At 72.6% G+C, this 19,590-nt stretch carries 16 protein-coding genes; 2 read left to right on the plus strand and 14 right to left on the minus strand.

The annotated features are described in order from the left end of the window. Positions 1 to 9: 9 nt before the first annotated feature. The 12 genes from efeU to IEY96_RS00305 form a co-directional block, all read right to left on the minus strand. Positions 10 to 996 (minus strand): iron uptake transporter permease EfeU, encoded by a 987-nt coding sequence (gene efeU, locus IEY96_RS00250; protein ID WP_189192775.1) that lies wholly within the window; start codon positions 994 to 996, stop codon positions 10 to 12. Between the two features lie 293 nt (positions 997 to 1,289). Continuing rightward, on the minus strand, positions 1,290 to 2,789 hold the full coding sequence (ahcY, locus tag IEY96_RS00255; RefSeq protein ID WP_189192776.1) for an adenosylhomocysteinase: 1,500 nt from the start codon (positions 2,787 to 2,789) through the stop codon (positions 1,290 to 1,292). Positions 2,790 to 3,119: 330 nt separating this feature from the next. After that, complete coding sequence (manA, locus tag IEY96_RS00260) at positions 3,120 to 4,271, minus strand: mannose-6-phosphate isomerase, class I (RefSeq protein WP_189192777.1); 1,152 nt, start codon at positions 4,269 to 4,271, stop codon at positions 3,120 to 3,122. A gap of 2 nt (positions 4,272 to 4,273) precedes the next feature. Continuing rightward, positions 4,274 to 5,284 carry a cation diffusion facilitator family transporter gene (locus tag IEY96_RS00265; protein ID WP_189192778.1) on the minus strand — a complete coding sequence of 337 codons (1,011 nt, stop codon included), beginning with the start codon at positions 5,282 to 5,284 and terminating at the stop codon, positions 4,274 to 4,276. Between the two features lie 28 nt (positions 5,285 to 5,312). Next, the gene (locus tag IEY96_RS00270; RefSeq protein WP_189192779.1) at positions 5,313 to 6,509 is read right to left on the minus strand and encodes an SIS domain-containing protein; all 1,197 of its coding nucleotides are present in this window, start codon (positions 6,507 to 6,509) and stop codon (positions 5,313 to 5,315) included. Continuing rightward, positions 6,506 to 6,718, minus strand: a complete 213-nt coding sequence (locus tag IEY96_RS00275) for a Trm112 family protein (protein WP_189192780.1) — start codon at positions 6,716 to 6,718, stop codon at positions 6,506 to 6,508. The genes IEY96_RS00270 and IEY96_RS00275 overlap by 4 nt, the downstream gene beginning before the upstream one ends. A 185-nt stretch (positions 6,719 to 6,903) precedes the next feature. Continuing rightward, a complete protein-coding gene (locus IEY96_RS00280; protein ID WP_189192781.1) occupies positions 6,904 to 7,881 on the minus strand; it encodes a hypothetical protein in 978 nt (325 codons plus the stop codon). 354 nt (positions 7,882 to 8,235) lie between these two features. Then, complete coding sequence (gene nfi, locus IEY96_RS00285) at positions 8,236 to 9,000, minus strand: deoxyribonuclease V (protein ID WP_189192782.1); 765 nt, start codon at positions 8,998 to 9,000, stop codon at positions 8,236 to 8,238. A gap of 53 nt (positions 9,001 to 9,053) precedes the next feature. Continuing rightward, the gene (locus IEY96_RS00290; protein WP_189192783.1) at positions 9,054 to 9,500 is read right to left on the minus strand and encodes a hypothetical protein; all 447 of its coding nucleotides are present in this window, start codon (positions 9,498 to 9,500) and stop codon (positions 9,054 to 9,056) included. Continuing rightward, positions 9,497 to 13,792, minus strand: coding sequence for a toxin glutamine deamidase domain-containing protein (locus IEY96_RS00295; RefSeq protein WP_229791380.1), 4,296 nt, complete (start codon positions 13,790 to 13,792; stop codon positions 9,497 to 9,499). Before IEY96_RS00295 ends, IEY96_RS00290 begins: the two co-directional genes overlap by 4 nt. Before the next feature lie 24 nt (positions 13,793 to 13,816). Continuing rightward, positions 13,817 to 14,173, minus strand: coding sequence for a hypothetical protein (locus IEY96_RS00300; RefSeq protein ID WP_189192785.1), 357 nt, complete (start codon positions 14,171 to 14,173; stop codon positions 13,817 to 13,819). 5 nt (positions 14,174 to 14,178) lie between these two features. Then, entirely contained in the window at positions 14,179 to 14,592 is a 414-nt protein-coding gene (locus IEY96_RS00305; RefSeq protein WP_189192786.1) for a YbaB/EbfC family nucleoid-associated protein, read from the minus strand. An 80-nt stretch (positions 14,593 to 14,672) separates the two neighbouring features. On the opposite strand from IEY96_RS00305, the gene IEY96_RS00310 reads away from it, so the two are divergent. After that, complete coding sequence (locus tag IEY96_RS00310; protein ID WP_189192787.1) at positions 14,673 to 15,905, plus strand: SUKH-3 domain-containing protein; 1,233 nt, start codon at positions 14,673 to 14,675, stop codon at positions 15,903 to 15,905. Between the two features lie 22 nt (positions 15,906 to 15,927). Here the strand turns inward: IEY96_RS00310 and IEY96_RS00315 are convergent, their stop codons facing one another. Together IEY96_RS00315 and IEY96_RS00320 are read right to left on the minus strand one after the other, a co-directional pair. Further along, positions 15,928 to 16,542 (minus strand): DUF2625 family protein, encoded by a 615-nt coding sequence (locus IEY96_RS00315; protein ID WP_189192788.1) that lies wholly within the window; start codon positions 16,540 to 16,542, stop codon positions 15,928 to 15,930. A gap of 30 nt (positions 16,543 to 16,572) precedes the next feature. Continuing rightward, positions 16,573 to 18,012, minus strand: a complete 1,440-nt coding sequence (locus tag IEY96_RS00320) for an aldehyde dehydrogenase family protein (RefSeq protein WP_189192789.1) — start codon at positions 18,010 to 18,012, stop codon at positions 16,573 to 16,575. 141 nt (positions 18,013 to 18,153) lie between these two features. Between IEY96_RS00320 and IEY96_RS00325 the strand changes: the two genes are divergently transcribed. Further along, a complete protein-coding gene (locus tag IEY96_RS00325; protein WP_189192790.1) occupies positions 18,154 to 19,590 on the plus strand; it encodes a gamma-aminobutyraldehyde dehydrogenase in 1,437 nt (478 codons plus the stop codon).

The following is a 19,590-nucleotide window of genomic DNA, read 5'->3' on the forward strand; positions in this document are numbered from 1 at the left end:
ACGGGCGGGTCAGGCGCGCTGGGTCGCGGTGGTGGTGGGAGCCTCGGCGGCGGCCGGCTCGGCCGGTGTGGTCGCGGCCTCGGTGGCCGGCGCCGGTGCGGTTGCGGCCTCGGTGGCCGGCGCAGGCGTGGTGGCGGCGTCACCGGCCGCGGCCGGCGGGGCGGCGGGGGCGGCGGGCCGGGCCGGGGCGGCGGGCTTCCGCAGGAAGAGCACGAGCACCGGGACCGCGTAGGCCACCCAGGCGATCATCTCCAGCACCGTCGGGGCGGCGGTGATGTTGAACATGCCGGCGAGCAGCGCTCCGTACCAGGCGTTCGGGTCGAGCGTCGAGGAGATGTCGAAGGCGTGGTTGTTCAGGCCGGGCAGCACACCGGCCTCCTGGAAGTCGTGCACGCCGTACTTGAGGATGCCGGCGGCGACCAGGATCAGCAGCGCGCCGGTCCAGGTGAAGAACTTGCTCAGGTTGATCTTCAGGGCGCTGCGGTAGAGCAGGAAGCCGATCACCACGGCGGTGGCGACGCCGCCGGCCAGGGAGAGCAGCGCGCCGGCGCCGGTGCCGCCGGCCGCGCTCTGCGCGGCGGAGTAGAAGATCAGCGCGGTCTCCAGGCCCTCCCGGATCACCGCGAGGAAGGCCATGCCGGCGACCGCGAGGGAACCGACGGCGAGCGCCTCGGTGAGCTTGCCGCGCAGCTCGCCGGCGATCGTCCGGGCGGCCCTGCGCATCCAGAAGATCATCCAGGTCACGAAGACCACGGCGGCCACCGAGGTGACGGCCTCGAACAGCTCGCGGTCCTCGGAGGCGGCCAGCAGCGAGGTCGAGGTGTACTCGATCAGCCAGCCGAAGACGACGGAGAGCGCCACGGCCAGCCCGACCCCGGCCCACACCTGCGGCAGGCGGTCACGCCGCTGCGACTTCACGAGGAAGGCGACCAGGATGCTGACCACGAGGGTCGCTTCCAGGCCCTCGCGCAGGCCGATCAGGTACGTGGCGAACATCGGTACTCCGTGATTGGTTAGGCACGCCTCAGTTAACTTAGGGCAGCCATACCTTGCTCCCTGATCGGGCACCGAGTCAAGTCGATCGGCCGAACGTCACCCCGCCCGTCGGCATGCTGACATGCCCTGGTCACCTCACCTTTGCCCGGCGCGGCCAGCCCCGCCAGGGTCGTTCGGCCCCACCTGGCACCGGGAGCCGGCGCGCAGCGCCGGAGCCGGCGATTGCCCGCGTACGCGAAGGGGACCGGGACGACCGCGCGGCGGCCGGCCCCGGTCCCCTCCGGGCGTGAAACTCAGTAGCGGTAGTGCTCCGGCTTGAACGGGCCCTCCGGGGACACGCCCAGGTAGGCGGCCTGCTCCTTGGTGAGGGTGCTCAGCTTGGCGCCGAGCGCGCCCAGGTGCAGCCGGGCGACCTTCTCGTCCAGGTGCTTGGGGAGCACGTACACGCCGACCGGGTACTCGTCGGTCTTGGTGTAGAGCTCGATCTGGGCGATGGTCTGGTTGGCGAACGAGTTCGACATCACAAAGCTCGGGTGACCGGTCGCGTTGCCCAGGTTCAGCAGGCGGCCCTCGGAGAGCACGATGATGGCGTGGCCGTCCTCGAACCGCCACACGTCGACCTGCGGCTTGATGTTCTCCCGGGTCACGTCGGAGCGCTTCGCCAGGCCGGCCATGTCGATCTCGTTGTCGAAGTGGCCGATGTTGCCGACGATGGCCTGGTGCTTCATCCGGGCCATGTGCTCGTGGGTGATGACGTTGAAGCAGCCGGTCGCGGTGATGAAGATGTCGGCCTGCTCGACCACGTCGTCCAGGGTGGCCACCTGGTAGCCGTCCATCGCCGCCTGGAGGGCGCAGATCGGGTCGACCTCGGTCACCACGACCCGGGCGCCCTGGCCGCGCAGCGACTCGGCGCAGCCCTTGCCCACGTCGCCGTAGCCCATGACGACGGCCATCTTGCCGCCGATCAGGACGTCGGTGGCGCGGTTGATGCCGTCGATGAGCGAGTGGCGGCAGCCGTACTTGTTGTCGAACTTGCTCTTGGTCACCGAGTCGTTGACGTTGATGGCCGGGAAGAGCAGGGTGCCGGCGCGGTGCATCTCGTAGAGCCGGTGCACGCCGGTGGTGGTCTCCTCGGTCACGCCCTTGATGCCGGCCGCGATCCGGGTCCAGCGCTGGCCGTCCTCGGCGAGCGAGCGGTGCAGCAGCTGGAGGATGACCGCGTACTCCTCGGAGTCGGCGGACTCGACCGGCGGCACGACGCCGGCCTTCTCGAACTCGGCGCCCTTGTGGACGAGCAGGGTGGCGTCGCCGCCGTCGTCGAGGATCATGTTCGGGCCCTGCCCGTCGGGCCAGGTGAGCACCTGCTCGGTGCACCACCAGTACTCCTCCAGGCTCTCGCCCTTCCAGGCGTAGACCGGGACGCCGGCCGGGGCCTCGGGGGTCCCGTCCGGGCCGACGACGATCGCGGCCGCGGCGTGGTCCTGGGTGGAGAAGATGTTGCAGGACGCCCAGCGGACCTGCGCGCCGAGCGCGACCAGGGTCTCGATGAGGACCGCGGTCTGGATGGTCATGTGCAGCGAGCCGGTGATGCGGGCGCCGGCGAGCGGCTGGGCCTCGGCGAACTCGCGCCGGATCGCCATCAGGCCGGGCATCTCGTGCTCGGCGAGCCGGATCTCCTTACGCCCGAACGCGGCGAGCGACAGATCCGCCACCTTGTAGTCGCCCTCGGCGAGGGTGCTCGGCCGGGCTCCGGACGACGCGCCACTGGGGGCCGCCGGGAGGGTGCTGGTCATGGAAGCTCCTGTCGAACGATGACTGCGCAGCCTTCCACCTTACGCGCGTGGACTTCTTCTCCCCTGCCCGGTTGGCCGACCAGGCGGTGCCCCGCTCGGCGGACAGCGCACGGGGCGGTCGGTCGTGAACGGACTTTCCGCTCACGGCCCGGCCGCCCCGTGCATCCCCCCGGTTTGGTTCCCCCGCGCGTTACCGGACCTTCGTCGCGACAACGCTGCGTACCCATAGAGTCACACTGCGCCAAGAGCACGTCAAGCTATTTCGGGAAAGTCGGACTTGTGGCGGGCTGAGCCGCCGCGCAGGGCTTGCCGTCAGCGCAGGGCTCCCCGTCAGCGCAGGCCGGAGGTGGCGACGAACGCCTCGCCGGCCCCGTCGAGCACGAGCGGGCCGCCGGCCGCGGTGCCGATCGCCGCCTGGCCGGCCACCAGGGTGACCGTCCCCACCCCGTCGGCCACGGTGACCTCCCCGGCGCGGCAGAGCACCACCCGCGGGCCGGGCAGGTCCAGCCGCGCCGCCGGACCGCCGGACGTCACCTCGACCCGGTGCAGCGCGAAGTCGTCCACCGGCACCAGCCAGGTCACCACGCCGGGCGCCACCGGCTCCGGCCGGACCACCGGCTCGTCGAGCACCTCGAACCGCAGCACCCGCAGCAGCTCGTCCACGTCCACCCGCTTCGGGGTGAGCCCGCCGCGCAGCACGTTGTCGCTGGCCGCCATGATCTCCACGCCGGTGCCCCGCAGGTAGGCGTGCAGGTTGCCGGCCGGCATCCAGATCGCCTCGCCCGGCGCCAGCCGGACGTGGTGCAGCAGCAGCGCCACCACGACGCCCGGGTCGGCCGGGTAGTCGACCGCCAGGGCCCGGGCCAGCTCGGCGTCCGGCCCGGCGACCTCCGCCGCCAGCACGTCCGTCACCAGCCCGGCCCGCTCCGCCGCCGGCCAGCTCAACAGCAGGCGTACGGCCTCCCGCAGCCCCGCCGGCCCGGTGCGCAGCGCCGCCACCACGGGCTCCAGCGCGGGTACGCCGAACGCCGCGATCGCCGCCGCCGACTCGGCCGGATCCCGGAACCCGCAGAGCGCCTCGAACTCCGAGAGCGCGACCAGCAGCTCCGGCTTGTGGTACGGGTCGACGTAGTTGACCCGGCCGGGGTCGGCCGCGTACCCGGCCCGGGCCTGCTCCGCGTCCGGGTGGGCCTGGAGGCTCAGCGGGGCGTCCGCCGCCAGCACCTTCAACAGGAACGGCAGCCGGGTGCCGAACCGGCCGACCAGGCGCTCGCCCAGCCAGTGCTCCGGCTCGGCGACCAGCAGCTCGGTGAGGCTCACCGGGTTGCCGTCCCGGTCCACGGTGGCCGGGCCGCCCGGGTGGGCGCCCAGCCACAGCTCGGCCTCCGGCCCGGCGCTCGGCACCGCACGCCCCTGCAACTCGGCGATCGCGGTGCGGGAGCCCCAGGCGTAGTCCCGGATCCTGCCCTGCAACAGCTCCACGGTCAGCTCCCGGGCCGTCCGGCCACCTCGTCGCCGGTGTCCGCGTCCGGCTGCGGGACGGCGGTGTGCGCCGCCTGCCCGGTGCCGGCCCGGTCCGCCGCCGCGCTGTAGATGTCCGGCTCCAGGTAGATGACCCGGGCGATCGGCACCGCGGCACGGATCCGCGCCTCGACGGCGTTGATGCCGCGGGCCAGCTCCTCGGCGCTCTCGCAGGCCGGCACCGCGATCTTCGCGGCCACCATCAGCTCCTCCGGGCCCAGGTAGAGCGTCTTCATGTGGATGATCCGCTCGACCTCGGGCCCCTCGGTCACGGCCCGCTCGATCTTCGCCAGGTCGTGGCGCTCCGCGCCCTCACCGAGCAGCAGGCTCTTCGTCTCGATGGCCAGCGTGATCGCGATGATCACCAGCAGCACGCCGATCATCGCGGTGCCGGCCGCGTCCCAGATGCCGTCGCCGGTGATCAGCGTCATCCCGACGCCGAACAGCGCGAAGACCAGACCGACCAGCGCGCCGAAGTCCTCCAGCAGCACCACCGGCAGCTCCGGGGCCTTGGCCCGGCGGATGAACCGCACCCAGGACTGGCTGCCCCGGATGTGGTTGGACTCCTTGATGGCGGTCCGGAACGAGAAGCTCTCCATGCCGATGGCGATCACCAGGACGGTCACCGGGACCCACTGCCAGCTGGTGATCGGCTCCGGGTGCTGCGCCTTGTGGTACGCCTCGTAGAGCGCGAAGAGGCCACCGACGCTGAACAGCACGATCGCCACGATGAACGCGTAGATGTAGCGCTCCCGGCCGTAGCCGAACGGGTGCTCCGGGGTGGCCTCCCGCTTGGCGCGCCGGCCGCCGAGCAGCAGCAGGCCCTGGTTGCCGGAGTCGGCGACCGAGTGGATCGACTCGGCCAGCATCGACGAGGAGCCGGTCAGCAGGAACGCGATGAACTTGGTGACGGCGATGCCGATGTTCGCCGCCAGAGCGGCGATGATCGCCTTCGTCCCGCCGTTGGCGCTCACGCTCTCCCCCGCCCGATGCCGCACGTGCTCACTGGTTCGCCAGCTCCTTCATCTCGGTGATGGCCGGTACGGCCATCGGGTCCAGTCCGTGTGCCAGGGCGAGGTAGACCGAGGCGAAGTCCGGGACAGCCATCAGCGAGGCGAGCCGCTCCAGCGCGGAGCCGCCCTCCGCGGTGACCACGTCGCAGCGCACCCCGCGCCGCTCGGCGAGGGTCTGCACCGCGTCCGCGCGGCGCTCCTCCACCGCCAGCGGCTCGTCGGTGTCGTCCTCGGCGTTGAGGCCGCCGTCGCGCAGCAGCACCAGCCGCAGCCGGGTGGCGTCGCCCTCGGTCTCGTCGGGGTCGGCGAAGATGTCCCGCTCCCCCTCGACCAGGCCGCCGAAGACGCCGTCGAGCAGGCCGACCCGGCCCCGGCCGGCCTCGCCCAGCGCCCCGGTGACCACCGGGTAGCGGGCGTTCGCGGAGAGCGTGTCACCGAACCGGCGGGCCGCCACGGTGGCCAGGGGCGACGAGCCCCAGACGATCGGGATCGACCCGGACAGGCCCAGGGCCAGCGACTTCGCCGGGTTGACGAAGGACTCGGCGGTGGGCCGGCACCGGTCGGCGTCGGCGTCCAGCCGGGCCGCGGTCTCGGCCAGGTCCGCCTCGTTCACCTTCACCAGGCCGAGCGTACGGGCGGCGAGCAGGACGGGCACGGTGAGCGCCCAGAGGCTGGCCCGGGCCGGCGCGCGCCGGGGCACCGGGATGAACGGCGCCCGGGCCCGCTCGGCCACCGACTGGAGCTGCGAGTCCGGCGCGCCGACGGCGACCAAACGGGCGCCCCGCCGGTGCGCGGCCTCGGCAGCGCCCAGCGCCTCGGGGCTGCGGCCGGAGGCGCTCACCGCGATGACCACGTCCGCGGCGCCCACCCAGCCCGGCACACCGGCGCTGCGGTGCGGGATCACCGGCACGGGGCAGCGCGGCCCGGCAACCGTGGCCAGCACGTCCCCGGTCCGCCCGGCGGTGCCGATGCCCGCGATGACCACCGCGCGCGGGCGGCCCTCGTCGGCGAGCACGGTCAGGTTCGCCTCGGCGGCCAGCGCCGCCGACTCCCGGACCTGCGCGCCAGCGGAGGCGGTGAACCGCAGCATCCCGCCCGGGTCCTGCTCGGCCAACCGGTCCGGATCGTTCAGCAACGACTCGTCGGCGTGCCGGTGGCCGCTGACCCCGGCCGTACCCTCCATCATCGCGGCGACCCGGAGCCGCCGCGCGCGTCGTCCGCGGCGGGGCCGCCGCGCGCCTCGTCGAGCAGCAGCACCGGGACGTCGTCCCGGACCTCGAAGATCCGACCGCACTCGGTGCAGGTCAGCGTCTGGGCCTGCGGGTCGTAGTCGAGCGGTGCGTGGTGCGTGTCCGGGCAGGCGAGGATCTCGAGCAACTGCGGGTCCAGGGCCACGGCGCGGCTCCTTCCACGTATGCGGTCTCACCGGTCGGCGGTGCCGTCCGGCGCACGCGATCTTATCGGCGAACCGGCGCGGGCACCTTGCCACATCTCGGCACCCGGCAGCCGGTGCGCGGCGACCCGGTCAGATCGCCGTCACCCATCGTCACCGTAACCCCGGCGACCGGCCGGGTTCCGGCTCAGCGGGGCATGCGGGGCAGCACGGTGGTGGCGTCGCCGCCCGCGGCGGCCGGCGGCTCGCCGTCCGGTCCCTCGGCCGTGGCCGCTGGGGCGCCGTAGACGTTCCCGGCCGGGCGGGGCCCCGGCGCGGGCGGCTGCTGCCCGTACACCTGGCCGGCAGGCGCGCCCGAACGGTAGGTCGTGCTGCTGCGCGGCAACGGGACCGGCGACTGACCGGCGCCCGGCTGCCCGTCCGTCTTCTCCGCGCGGTTGCGGCGGACCAGCAACACGATCAGCGCGACGCCGACGAGCACCAGTGCGATGCCGAACCACATGATCGGGGAACCTCCGGAGGACGATTCGGCGTCGGCGGTGCCGGCGGCCGGGTCGAGCGCGGCGGCCACCGCCGAGGCGGTGTCGGCCTCGGCCGGCGTGGCCGCGACGGCGCTCGGGGTCGGCGACGGCTTGCGGGACGGCGTCGGGCTGGGGCTGGCGGTGCGCTCCGCGCCCACCACCCGGGCCTCCGTGGCGGACCGGCCGAGCACCCGGCCGTTCGCGGCGCTGGCCTCGCCGACCACGGCCAACCGCCCGCCGGCCGTGCCGGCCAGGAAGGCCACCCGGTAGCGGACCGTGATCCCCTTGCCCTTGCACAGGGCCGGGTTGGCGGGCGACGTCTGGGCCGTGGCGACCGCGCCACCACCGCCGGAGACCGGCACCGGCACCCACCGGCCGCCGGTGGCCACCTGCACCTGAACCTGGTCCGCCCGCAGACCGTCGAGCCGCAGCCCGAGCGCGGTGCGGAGCAGCACGCAGCCGTCCGTGCGCTTGCGCACCTCGACCGCCACCGTGCCCGCCGAACCGCCGGCCGTGAAGCTGCTCGCCGAGCGCACCTCCACCCGGTCGTCGGCGGCCAACGCCGGGGATGCCGCGCCGGCCACCACGCCGCCCAGCATCACGCCGACCGTGGCCCACCGCGCCGCGTGCCGCCTCACCGACATCTCCACCTCACCGTTTCCACCCGGACGGGATCCGCCGGTCAGGTTACTACCGGCCGGGAGGGGCACCCGCCCATCGAGCACCCCGCATGTGTGTCGCGACACCCCGCACCACCCGCACCATCTTCGCCGCGACCAGGCCGGTCCGCATGATCACTTCCGGCCTTCGGGGCTGGGTCGCGGCTGCCGAGCCGCCTGGGCCGGGTCGCCGTTGCCCGCCCGGCTGGGCCGGCCGGCCGGTCGTTGGCGCGGCGGGAGATCTTGGAGACTTACCGTTCGCTACGAACGGCAACTCTCCAAGATTCACATCGGCGCGCCCCCGCAAGATCGACGCCAGCTCGGCGCGGCGGCTGGGCGTCAGGAGGTCGCGGCCGGATCGCCGTAATCGTCTGGTGTGGTGGCGGGGCGATCGACGGGAAGGGCCCGGCGGCAGAGCCGGTCGGCCGTCCGGGTGGTCTCCGGCAGCCGGTAGTGAGGCGTCAACGCCAGCACCCGCTCCACCGCGTTGTCCAGGCTCATCCGATGCCCGACGCTGACGAAGACCGGCTTCACCCCGTCCCGGGTGCGCAATACGCGGCCCACCACCTCACCGCCGTCGCGCAGCGGCGTCCAGGCCCCCCGCTGCGGAGCCGGCTCGTCCCAGACCCCGACCAGCGGGGTCTTCCCCACCCCGATCGCCGGCAGCCCGGTCACCAGCCCGAGGTGGCAGGCCAGCCCGAACCGGCGCGGATGCGCCAGCCCGTGCCCGTCGCAGACCAGCAGATCGGGCCGGACGGTCAGCCGCTCCAGCGCCGCCAGCAGCGCCGGCAGCTCACGGAAGGCGAACAGCCCCGGTACGTAGTCGAACGCCGGCCGGCCCACATCCACCGCCTCGTCGACCACGGCGAGGGTCGCCGCGTCCAGCACCGTAACGGCCGCCGCCAGCCGGTCACCGCGCTCCGCGTAGGCGACGTCCAGCCCGGCCACCGTCGCGGGCGCGGTCGGCCCCGGCCCGACCAGGTCGACCTTCGACCGCAACTCTTCCTGTACGCGCAGCGCCTCCGCCACGTCTGCCGGTCTCCGGTAGGGCACTCCCCCGCCCGTCACCGCCGGTCGGTCCCGGTGCTGGTACGCGTCAGACATGCTCGGACCCTCGCGCCTGCATCGGCGGTCGACAAGGCATTTCGGGGCGGGAGTCAGGAGGCGGCGGTGGCGATGGTGGGGTCGGCACCGGGGTCGCCGGCCTGCTGGAGCTGCTCCTCGAACATCACGAACGTCCGCCGCCGGATCCCCGCAATCAGCGCGGCCTCCTCGGGCGTGTATGGACGGCCCTCTGCGATGGCTACGTCGTCGATCGCCTTGACCGTTTCATACAAAGCGAAGATCGGTCCCTCGCCCTTCAGGTAGCGCCCACGCTCAGCTTCCGTACGCTGCACGAACTGAGCCGGCGTGCGAACGAAGACCTCGCCGCCGATAGCAAAGAGAATCTCGTCGACGATGTCGTTCGCCGGCCGCCAGCCGCCCGTCTCCTTGTCCAAGCGCCAAGCAGTAAGCCCGCCCTCGGGCGTGGCCACCATCTTCACCGGCGTCTTGTAGTAGTCGTAGTAGCCAGGAAGGTCGACTTCTTCTCCCGCGCTAGTCACTCGTGTCCTCCGGTGAGTGCCGATTTGAGGGCTGCCCAAAAGTACTCACGCTGGCGATGGATGATGCCCTTGCGGATCGCCGACTCCATGTCCGAGAGGCTACGTCCTTGCTCTCTGGCCACCGAGCCGAGGTCACGCCGCACCTCGTAGAGCGAATGCTCCCAAGTGGCCACGTCATCAAGGGCGGCCAAGTGCAACCGGAACTCGGCGAGGTGACCCATAGACGTACGAACCAACATCTGTACGTCCCGGTAGCCGCCCTTTTGTGGGGTCACAAAGCGATCCTCGAACTCTGCGAGCCGCAGTCGTTCGTCACCACGTAGCGACGCCAACGCTTCATACAGGTCATCCAGGCGTTCGAAGGAGACGCGGCCGGCCGCCAGATCTGTCAGTTGCGAGACGTCGCCGCCGTAGCCGTCAATCTTGTCTTCGGCTCGCCCTCGATCCTTGGGTTTCGGCCTGGGGTAGTACTTGCCGTCGCTGCCCGAAGCCTCGGCTAATCTCCGTCCCAGCGCATCAATTTCGGCCTGGGCGACAACTGCGGATGCATACAGCTGGTCCAAGTACTGCTGCCTGTAGGCAGCGTCGCCAAGGCGGTCAAGGTCGAAGCCCGGTTGCACTGCGTCCGGCCCCTGAATAGCGAACGCGGCGCTCACCTCCATCTGCTTGGACGTGAGCGGGGTGGGTGCGACAGGGGGTAGTTGCGAGGCGGCGACAACGGCAGATCCTCGCTCGGCGATCTCGTCCAGCACCTCGCCCAGCACATCGATCGCCTTCTGGTGGCTGGCCAGGTGGTGGAGGGTGACCGGGCGGGCGATCAGCGAGTTGGCGAGTTCCGGGGTCGACAGGATCATGCGGACCAGGTCGGGGCGCTGCGCGAGCTGCCGTACCAGGGTTTCGGCCAGCAGTTCCTCGCGCCGGGGTGGCGCCTCCCAGGTCTGGTCGAGCATCTGCCGGACGCGCGGGTCGGCGAGCAGCCGCGTCAGGTCGTCGGCCGCCGCCCGATCCAGCTCCGGTACGAGCCGTTGCAGCGTCGGCCCGTCGAGGTGCTGCGCCAACTCGACCGGCGTCACCCCGGCGGCGAAGACCTCGTCCAGGCTCCCGCTCGCGGCCAGCGCGTCCCGGACGTACAGCCCGGCGGCGATCCGGTCGGCGTGCGCGTCGCGGTGCGCGTTCCTTACCTGGACCGCCTCCGACTCCGCGTCCGGAGCTCTGCCCGGGAACGAGGTGCCGTCGGGTCGGTGGAAGGTTGTGGATTCGCCGAGCAGGTGGACCTGGTTGAAGTCCGGGGCATCCCCGTCGTCGGGTGGCGGCGGCGGTTCGGGCGGGCGGGGCGGCGCCGGTCGATCGATCGGCTCGGGCAGGACGTTGTAGTCGCCGGGTGGTCGGCCGGCGAGCGGCATCGGCCGACCGTCGGGGCCGAGCACCAGGGCGTCGACGGCCACCACGTTGTGGGGAGCCTGGATGCCGTTGTGGGAGTAGAGCGGGTGCTTGCCCACCCTGCCCATCTGCGGATCGAGGTAGAGGACCGTGCCGTTCTGGTTCAACGCCACCCAGGCATGTGAGCCGCCGCCCTCCATGCTGGTGATGAGGAAGGCGTAGCTGCCGTGGCCACCCGCCAACAGCTGCGCCTGCAGGTCGCGGTAACCGTCCTCGATCATCTCGCGTGTCTCGGGATCGGGGACGCCCGGCAGAGCAGTAGGGCACAGACTCTGGAACCGGCCGCCGGTGATCTCCTCGACCCGGCGAGGTCCGTCCACCTCGCCGCCCACCGGCTGGAGGACGTCCCCGAGCAGGTAGCCGTCGAAGGTACGCGGCGCGGAGACGCGCGGCCGGCCGTGCATCCAGGTCTCGAACAGCGACAGCGTGCAATCCAGGCAGTTGATGCCCCGGGTGGCGTCCGCGGCGGGTCCACCGTCGTTCGCCAGCCGGAACCATCCGCCCTGGCGGGGGTCGGCGGTTCGCACCACATTGCCGTCGGGATTTCGCGGCATCTGTCGCTCCAGGTCGGTCTGGTGCAGCGCGAGCGGTGGCCGGAGTCCGCCCCGTACGCCATACCGGCGAGAGCGGTCGATCGGCGGTGGGTGGCCGTGACCGGTGAGGGCCGAGTGGTCGGGCGTCTCCACGGCACCCAACGCGAGGTCGGCGACATCGTCATTGATCCGGTAGAAGTCGAGGTCGTCCTCAACCATCACCTCGGTCGGCGCTACTGAGCCCGCGAGGACCTGGTCGGCCATCTCGCGCAGGTCGTAGGCCTCCGTGCTGGCTTCGTGAGCGGCCTGCTGCCACCGCCGCGCGAGCAACTGGTGACCTGCCCGATGCAGCTGGGACGCCCGCTCACCGTATTCGCCGGCTGCCCGGTGGAATTGGTCGGCTCGGACACGCAGCCATTCCGCCTCCTGCTGGCGCCGGCCTTCCTCGTACCACTGCCGTTGTTCCTGAAGACTGCGTTCGTAGCGAAGTCTCTCCAGGGTTTCCCGGCCGGCGGCCAACCGCGCAGCCTGATCGTCCTGACTGCTCCGACGCGGCGGCAGTGGCTCGAAGGGGCCGGGAAACGTCGGCGGATCAGCCGCAGGACGTTGAGGGGCAAGCGCCTCCAACAGTGGAAACCGGGGACTCGGCGCGGGCCGGGCGTCCGGCCCGGTGGCCGACGGCGCGGTCACCGGGTCGGCGACCTGCGCGACGTGCGAATGCGCCGGTGGACCGGCTGCCGGCCCAGGCGGGCTCACGGCACCGAACGCGGAGCGGTCCGGCGGCATCGGCACCGGCCCGTTCGGTTGGGGAGTAGCGGTCGCCGGTGGGCTCGCGACCGTCGCCGCCGCCTGCACGGGCGTCGCCTGATTCGGTGCACCGATGTCGACCGCCGTCGGACCGTTGACCGGAGCGGGCCTCGGTTCGGTGACGGATGAGCCGGCGACGGGCGCGTCGACGGTCACGGACGAGAGCGTCGGGCTCGCGGCCTCCAACGCTAGGCTCGTCGTCGCCTCGGCGCTCGGAGGGCTCGTCTTCACCTCCGCATCCATCCGGTGAGGTGGGGTAGCACCGGCACCCGCCGCGTCCTGCCCCACCTCGACGGACGGGAGGTGGGCCGGAGCCGCCCCGTCGCCGATGAGTGACGACGGAGCGTTCGACGCCGACGAGGGAACCGCCGAGCCGGGCTGAAGCACCGGTCCAAGGCCGGGACCCCCGAGCAGCGGGGCCGGGTCCGGTAGGTGCTGGGAAGGGATGAGGCCGGCCGCGTCGCCGGACGGTGGGAGCCCCAGGTCCACCGGCTGCATGGGAAGGCCGGCCAGCTTCTCGTCGAGCCGGTGGTGCAGGGCGCTGTCGACCTGCCCGGTGGCGGAGCCGCTTGCGCCGGAGGCCGCGGCCCGGGCCAGGTCCTCCAGTGACAGGTCCTGACCGGTGGCGAGCCCCGCCGCGCTCTCGGCCAGGGTCTCGCCGGCCATCTCCCGCCCGAAGCGCTCACCGATCTGGGCGAACCGCCCGTGCGAGTGCCGCCCGAGGCCGGCCAACGGCGCCGCCGCGCCGCCGGCGAACCCACCGAGCCCCGACATGCCCACGTCGGTCAGGTCCAGGCCGTCCCGGCGGCCGGTCGAGTTCTGGTACGCCTGGGTCGCCAGGCTGGTGCCGGCCTCCTGCCCCGCCTCGACCAGCCCGGCGAGCACGGCCCGGCGGGCGAGCCCGCGGGCACCGCTCTTGACGACCTCCTTGGCGGCCCGTTCGCCGGCCTCCTTGAGCCCTTCCTTCACCGCCTTGCGGGCCAGTTGGGCCACCAGCCGCTTGAAGATCTGCTGGACGGCGACGCGGCTGGCCGTGATCGCGGCGCCTGCCGCCGGCGAGGCGGCGCCCATGGTCAGCACCGTGGCCACCGCGAGCGAGAGCAGCTCGACGACCAGGATGCCCAGCTCGATCCAGGCCTCCAGCTTGGCGCCCTCGATGTCGCAGCCGCACGAGTCGACCAGCCTGCCCAGCTCGCCGGTGGCCGCCACCAGGACGTGCAGGGGCGCGTCCTCGCCCTCGGCGACCTTGCCCCAGGCGACGTCGAACGCCTGGGCCACCAGGCCCACGCCGCCGTATCCGCTGCGGACCTCGCCGGCGGCGGTGGTGGCGTCGTTCCTCGGGCCGGCCAGGACATCGGCGACGCCGTACCACTGGTCGGCCAGGTCCCAGACGGCCCGTTCATTGCCCTCCGGCCACTCGACGCCGACGACCCAGTCCAGCGCCTCGTAGATCCAGCCGGGCACGTCCCAGGGGCAGTAGTCGAGCGGGTGCGGGATCGGGCTGGGCAGCATGCTCACGCGCGGATCCTCCGGTGGTCAGCGCCAGGGCCGGTGCGGGTTGTGCTGCTGATGCGGGATCTCGCCGAGCTGGCGAGCGTTGGTCAGGTCGGTCTCCACGGTGGCGACGACGGAACGCACCACATCGCCGCCCAGCCCTTCGAGTGATCGGCCGAGGATCTCCCACGCCCGCAGCAGGGTCTCCGCGTAGCCCTGGTAGTGCTTGTCGAAGGCGGCGCCGATGTCGTCCCGACCCCACGGCCGCTGCGCGCTCGCCGCCGCGATCGGGTCGCCCGCCTCCCGCCGGGAGGTGATGACCGCCTCCCCGGCCAGGGCCAGGTCGGCGCCGCCGCGCCGGGCCCGGTCAGGGTCCAGCCAGATCTGCCCGTCGGCCATGGCCGTCACTCGCCACGTGACAGGACGGCGTCCGCCCGGCCCAACAGGGCGCCAAAATCGTGTGTACGCAGGAACTCCACCGACGGCGAGCCGGGCGGGAGGAATCCGGCGACCAGTTCGCGGGTCGCCGTGACCGCGGACGCGGACGCCCGCAGCACGGTGTCGGTGATCTTCCGGCTCAGTGCCCTGGCGTCCCGGTCGTGGAACACCGACGGGGCGACCTCGACGCTGATCAGCTCGCCGCGGGCCCCGACGACCGCGGTCACCTGGCCGTCGTCGGAGCGCTCGGTCACCCGCAGCTCCGCGAGCCTGGTCTGGAGTTCATCCAAACCGGACCGAAGTCGCTGGTACTGGCCGTACACCTCGTCGAACCGCGCACGTAGCGCGCGGTTCGCGTCCCGGTCCGCGCTGTCGGCCACCGCCGCCCCCTTCCGTCACCGTCAGTAGGGCCGACCATACCGGGCGCCACGGAGTCCGTGGGGTCCGGTAACTTCAGGCTGTGATCGAACGACAGCAGGCCGAGCAACTCGCCGCCGTCTGGGCCCAGCGGGACTCCGAGCGTCTGGGATTCCCGTGCACACCGGCGATCGAGGAGTTCGAGCTGGGCTACCTGGTCACGTCCACTGTGTCCCCCGGCGCGAGGGCACTTCCCGGCGGTCTGCCGACCACGGTCATCGACAAGGAGACCGGCGAGGTGTCGACCTGGCCCCGGGTGCCGACCGCCGCGGTCGAGGAGATGTTCCGGCAGCGCCGGCCGGCAGCGCCGCGGGCGCCACGTACCGTGGAGCCGGCCAGCCAACTTCTCCGGGAAATCACCCGGCTGCCCACGCCCGGCGCCGCGGCGCACCTCACCGTGGACGGCCGGTTGTTTGTCGCGCAGGGCGCCAAGGGCGACATCGAGTTGCACCACCATCCGCTGGTCCAGTCCTATCTGGACAAGCTGCGACCCGGCCACCTGGTGCGGGGCGGCGAGCGACATGCCGAAATGATCGTCGTCTCGGACATCCTGCACGAGGAGGATCACCGACGCGCCGCCGAGGGCCTGCCGCGACTGACCCTGGAGGATGCGAAGGCGATCCTCGCCCGCAGCCGGATCGAGTTCTTCCGGATCCGTGAGGCGGGCGACCCTGCGGCCGGCCCCGCGAAGGTGCCGTGTGACTCGTGCGTGAACTTCCTGGTGGCGTTCGCCGCACTACCGTGGCCGGTCCTCGCCTACGCGGAGGAATGGCGGTCCCGGTCCGAGGTCGACCCAGACCCCGGGCGGTTCCCGGCCGAGGTCGCGAACGCGCTCGTGGAAGCGGGTTGGCGCCCTCACTTCGGAGACGAGGTACTGGCCGAAGCGGCGATCAGGGATGTGCGGGCCGTCAGCGGCAGGCGGCACAGCCACGCTGTCTTCCCTGCCGTGATGCCGACCCTTACCGCCTTTCCTGCTCTGGAAAGTCGTCGCCAGGGTCCCGGCGAGCAGGTGTGGATCTCCCGGTTCGGCATCCGCCCCTGGGACATGGCCCACACCGCCGACACTCTCGCGGATTTCGGCTCGGTGCTGGGCGCCCGCCTGTTTCCGCTCGGAACGGAGCGTGGCGACAGCATCATCGCCGTCGACGAGCACGGTCGGATCTTCGCGCTCGATCAGGCCGGCGAGTGGTTCCTCGGCCCCGACATCGACGCCGCCCTCGCCGCCCTGCTGCTCGGCCGCGCCCCCGCCCGGGTCCGCGACGACGGCACCTGGTGAAAACCCATCCGCAGCGGCCCGGTCAGGAGCCGAGCTGTCGCGCGGCGTCCTGGTAGAACGACACCGCCTCGGCGAGCGACACCGCCTTCCGGGACACCACGGAGAGGTCCTTGCCCTCCTTGGTGAACGGCGGTGGCCAGACGCTGAGCCCCTGGTCGGGGGCGAGGGCCGCGACCTCCGCCTGCCAGCCGGACCAGCGCAGGGTGTCGTAGAAGCGGGTCAGCGAGCCGGCGAGGACCGCGTACAGCCAGTCGGCGTAACCCTGCTCCAGGTCGAGCCAGCCCAGGTCGTCGGGGCCGAAGTAGTGGATGGTCGGCCTGGCCCCCGGTTGCGGCGGCGACCAGACGAACTGGCCGCCCAGCACGTCGTAGCCGACGACCACCACGCCGCGCGCGGCGTCGGATTCGCCGGGCACGTCCGGCAGGTCGCCGTGGCCGCTGCCGAGCACCCGCAGCCAGCCGTGGTCGACCAGCAGGCCCCCGGTGTTGGCGACCACCGCACCGAGCCAGGACCGGGTGGTGATCTCCAGGGCCGCCAGGCACGCGGACGCCCGCGCCGGGTCGGCCGGCAACACCTCGACGGGGTACGGCGCGGCCGCGACGGCCCCGGCCACCTCGGGCCACGCTGACTGGTCCACCGGCTCAGCCTGCCACGGGGGGACGGAGCGCTACAGCTTCACCCCGGTCAGGACCATGACGCGCGGCTCGGTGTAGTCGTCCATGGCGCTGCGCAGCCCTTCCCGCCCCACGCCCGAGCCCTTCACCCCGCCGTACGGCATCTGGTCGGCCCGGTACGACGGCACGTCTCCGACGATCACCCCGCCGACCTCCAGCGTCCGGGACGCGAGGAACGCGGTCTGCAGGTTGTGGGTGAAGACCCCGGCCTGCAGCCCGTACGCGGAGTCGTTGACGGCGGCGAACCCGGCTCGGTCGTCGGTGACCGGGGCGACCACCAGCACCGGCCCGAACACCTCCTCCGTGCAGACCTTGGCCGAGGACGGCACTCCGCTGAGTACGGTCGGCGGGTAGGTGGCGCCGTCCCGCCGCCCGCCCACCTCGATGGTGGCGCCGGCGGCGACCGCCTCGTCGACCCACGCCTCGACGCGTTCCGCCGCTTCGACGGAGACCAGCGGGCCCACGTCGGTCAGCTCGGAGGTCGGGTCGCCGGTGCGCAGTTCCTCGACGGCCGCGACGAGCCGGGGCAGGAAGCCGTCGTAGAGCCATTCGTGCACGTACACCCGCTGCACGGCGATGCACGACTGCCCGGCCTGGTAGTTGGAGAAGGTGGCGATCCGGTGCGCGGCGAAGGTGAGGTCCCCGTCCGACGACCAGTCCTCGCAGATCACCGCCGCGGCGTTGCCGCCGAGTTCCAGGGTGACGTGCTTCTCGGGGGCGGCCCGGCGGATGGCCGCGCCGACCGGCCCGGAGCCGGTGAACGACACGACGGGCAGCCGGGGGTCGGCGACGAGTTCGGCGGCGCGCTCGTTGGGCAGCGGCAGCACCGAGAACATCCCCTCGGGCAGGTCGGTCTCGGCGAGGATCTCGCCGAGCAGCAGCGCGGAGAGCGGGGTGGCCGGGGCCGGCTTCACCAGGATGGGTGCGCCGACGGCGATGGCCGGGGCGACCTTGTGCGCGACCAGGTTCAGCGGGAAGTTGAACGGGGCGATGCCCAGCACGGGTCCGCGGGGCACCCGCCGGACCAGCGCGATCCGTCCGGTGGCCGCCGGGTCGGTGTCCAGGCGTTGCAGCTCGCCGGAGAAGCGCCGGGCCTCCTCGGCGGCCCAGCGGAAGGTGGAGACGGCCCGGCCCACCTCGGCCTTCGCCCACTTCACCGGCTTGCCGTTCTCGGCGGTGATCAGGGCGGCGACCTCGTCGGCCCGTTCGGCCAGCCGGCGGGAGACGTGGTCGAGGGCGGCGGCGCGGGCGTGCGCGGGCAGGGCCGCGGCCGCCGCGGTCACCTCGGCGGCTGCCGCGACGGCGGCTTCGACCTGGTCGGGCGTGGCGAGGGTGGTACGCCCCACCGTCCGGCCGTCGTACGGGTGGGTGACGGTCAGCTCCCCCTCGCCGTGGGCGGGGCGGCCGGCGACATAGAAGGCTCTCGGCTCCACGCTCGGCAGCGTAGACCACGTAAGCCCGCGCGGAAACAGTTGCCCAAACCCTTGTCTGCCTCGGATTCAGTAGCCAAGATGGCAGTCAGATTGCGATAACCTCCGCTGACCTTCCCCCCGGCCACCCCTCGGAGACACCTGATGAGCGATCAGCAACAGCTGCGCAACTTCGTCAACGGCGAGTACGTCGACCCGGTGGACGGCGGCTACGCCGACCTGATCGACCCGTGCACCGGGGAGGTCTTCGCCCAGGCGCCGGTCTCCGGGGCGGCGGACGTGGACGCGGCCATGAAGGCGGCCGCCGCCGCGTTCGAGACCTGGCGGGACGCCACGCCGGGCGAGCGGCAGAAGGCCCTGCTGAAGCTCGCCGACGCGGTGGAGTCCCGGGCGGCCGAGCTTGTCGACGCCGAGGTCCGCAACACCGGCAAGCCCCGCCAGCTCACGGCCGACGAGGAGCTGCCGCCGGCGGTGGACCAGTTCCGGTTCTTCGCCGGCGCGGCCCGCCTGCTGGAGGGGCGCTCGGCCGGCGAGTACATGGCGGGGCACACCTCGTACGTGCGGCGCGAGCCGATCGGCGTCTGCGCCCAGGTCACGCCCTGGAACTACCCGCTCATGATGGCGGTCTGGAAGATCGCCCCGGCCCTGGCGGCCGGCAACACGGTGGTGCTGAAGCCGTCCGACACCACCCCGGTGTCCACGCTGCTGCTGGCCGAGATCGCGTCCGAGTTCTTCCCGCCGGGCGTGTTCAACGTGGTCTGCGGCGACCGGGACACCGGCCGGGCCCTGGTCTCGCACCCGACCCCGCAGTTCGTCTCGATCACCGGTTCGACCCGGGCCGGCATGGAGGTCGCCGCGGCGGCCGCGCCGGACCTCAAGCGGACCCACCTGGAACTGGGCGGCAAGGCCCCGGTGGTGATCTTCGACGACGCGGACGTGGCGGCGGCGGCCGAGGCGATCGCGGTGGGCGGCTACTTCAACGCCGGCCAGGACTGCACGGCCGCCACGCGGGTGCTCGCCGGGCCGGGCATCCACGACGACTTCGTGGCCGCCCTCGCCGAGCAGGCCCGCAACACCAAGACCGGCGCGCCGGACGACGAGGACGTGCTCTACGGCCCGCTGAACAACGCCAACCAGCTCAGCCGGGTACGCGGGTTCGTGGACCGGCTGCCGGACCACGCGAACGTCGAGACCGGCGGCTCCCGGGTCGGCGAGCGCGGCTACTTCTACGCCCCGACCGTGGTCTCCGGGGTCCGGCAGGCCGACGAGATCATCCAGGACGAGGTGTTCGGGCCGGTCATCACCGTGCAGCGCTTCTCGGACGAGGACGAGGCGGTGCGCTGGGCCAACGGCGTGGACTACGGCCTCTCCGCCTCGGTGTGGACGAAGGACCACGGCCGGGCCATGCGGATGACCCGCCGGCTGGACTTCGGCTGCGTCTGGGTGAACACCCACATCCCGTTCGTGTCGGAGATGCCGCACGGCGGCTTCAAGCACTCCGGGCACGGCAAGGACCTCTCGGTCTACAGCCTGGAGGACTACACCCGGATCAAGCACGTCATGCACAACATCGAGGGCTGA

This window comes from Micromonospora fulviviridis, from assembly GCF_014648395.1.
GTDB classification, from domain to species: domain Bacteria; phylum Actinomycetota; class Actinomycetes; order Mycobacteriales; family Micromonosporaceae; genus Micromonospora; species Micromonospora fulviviridis.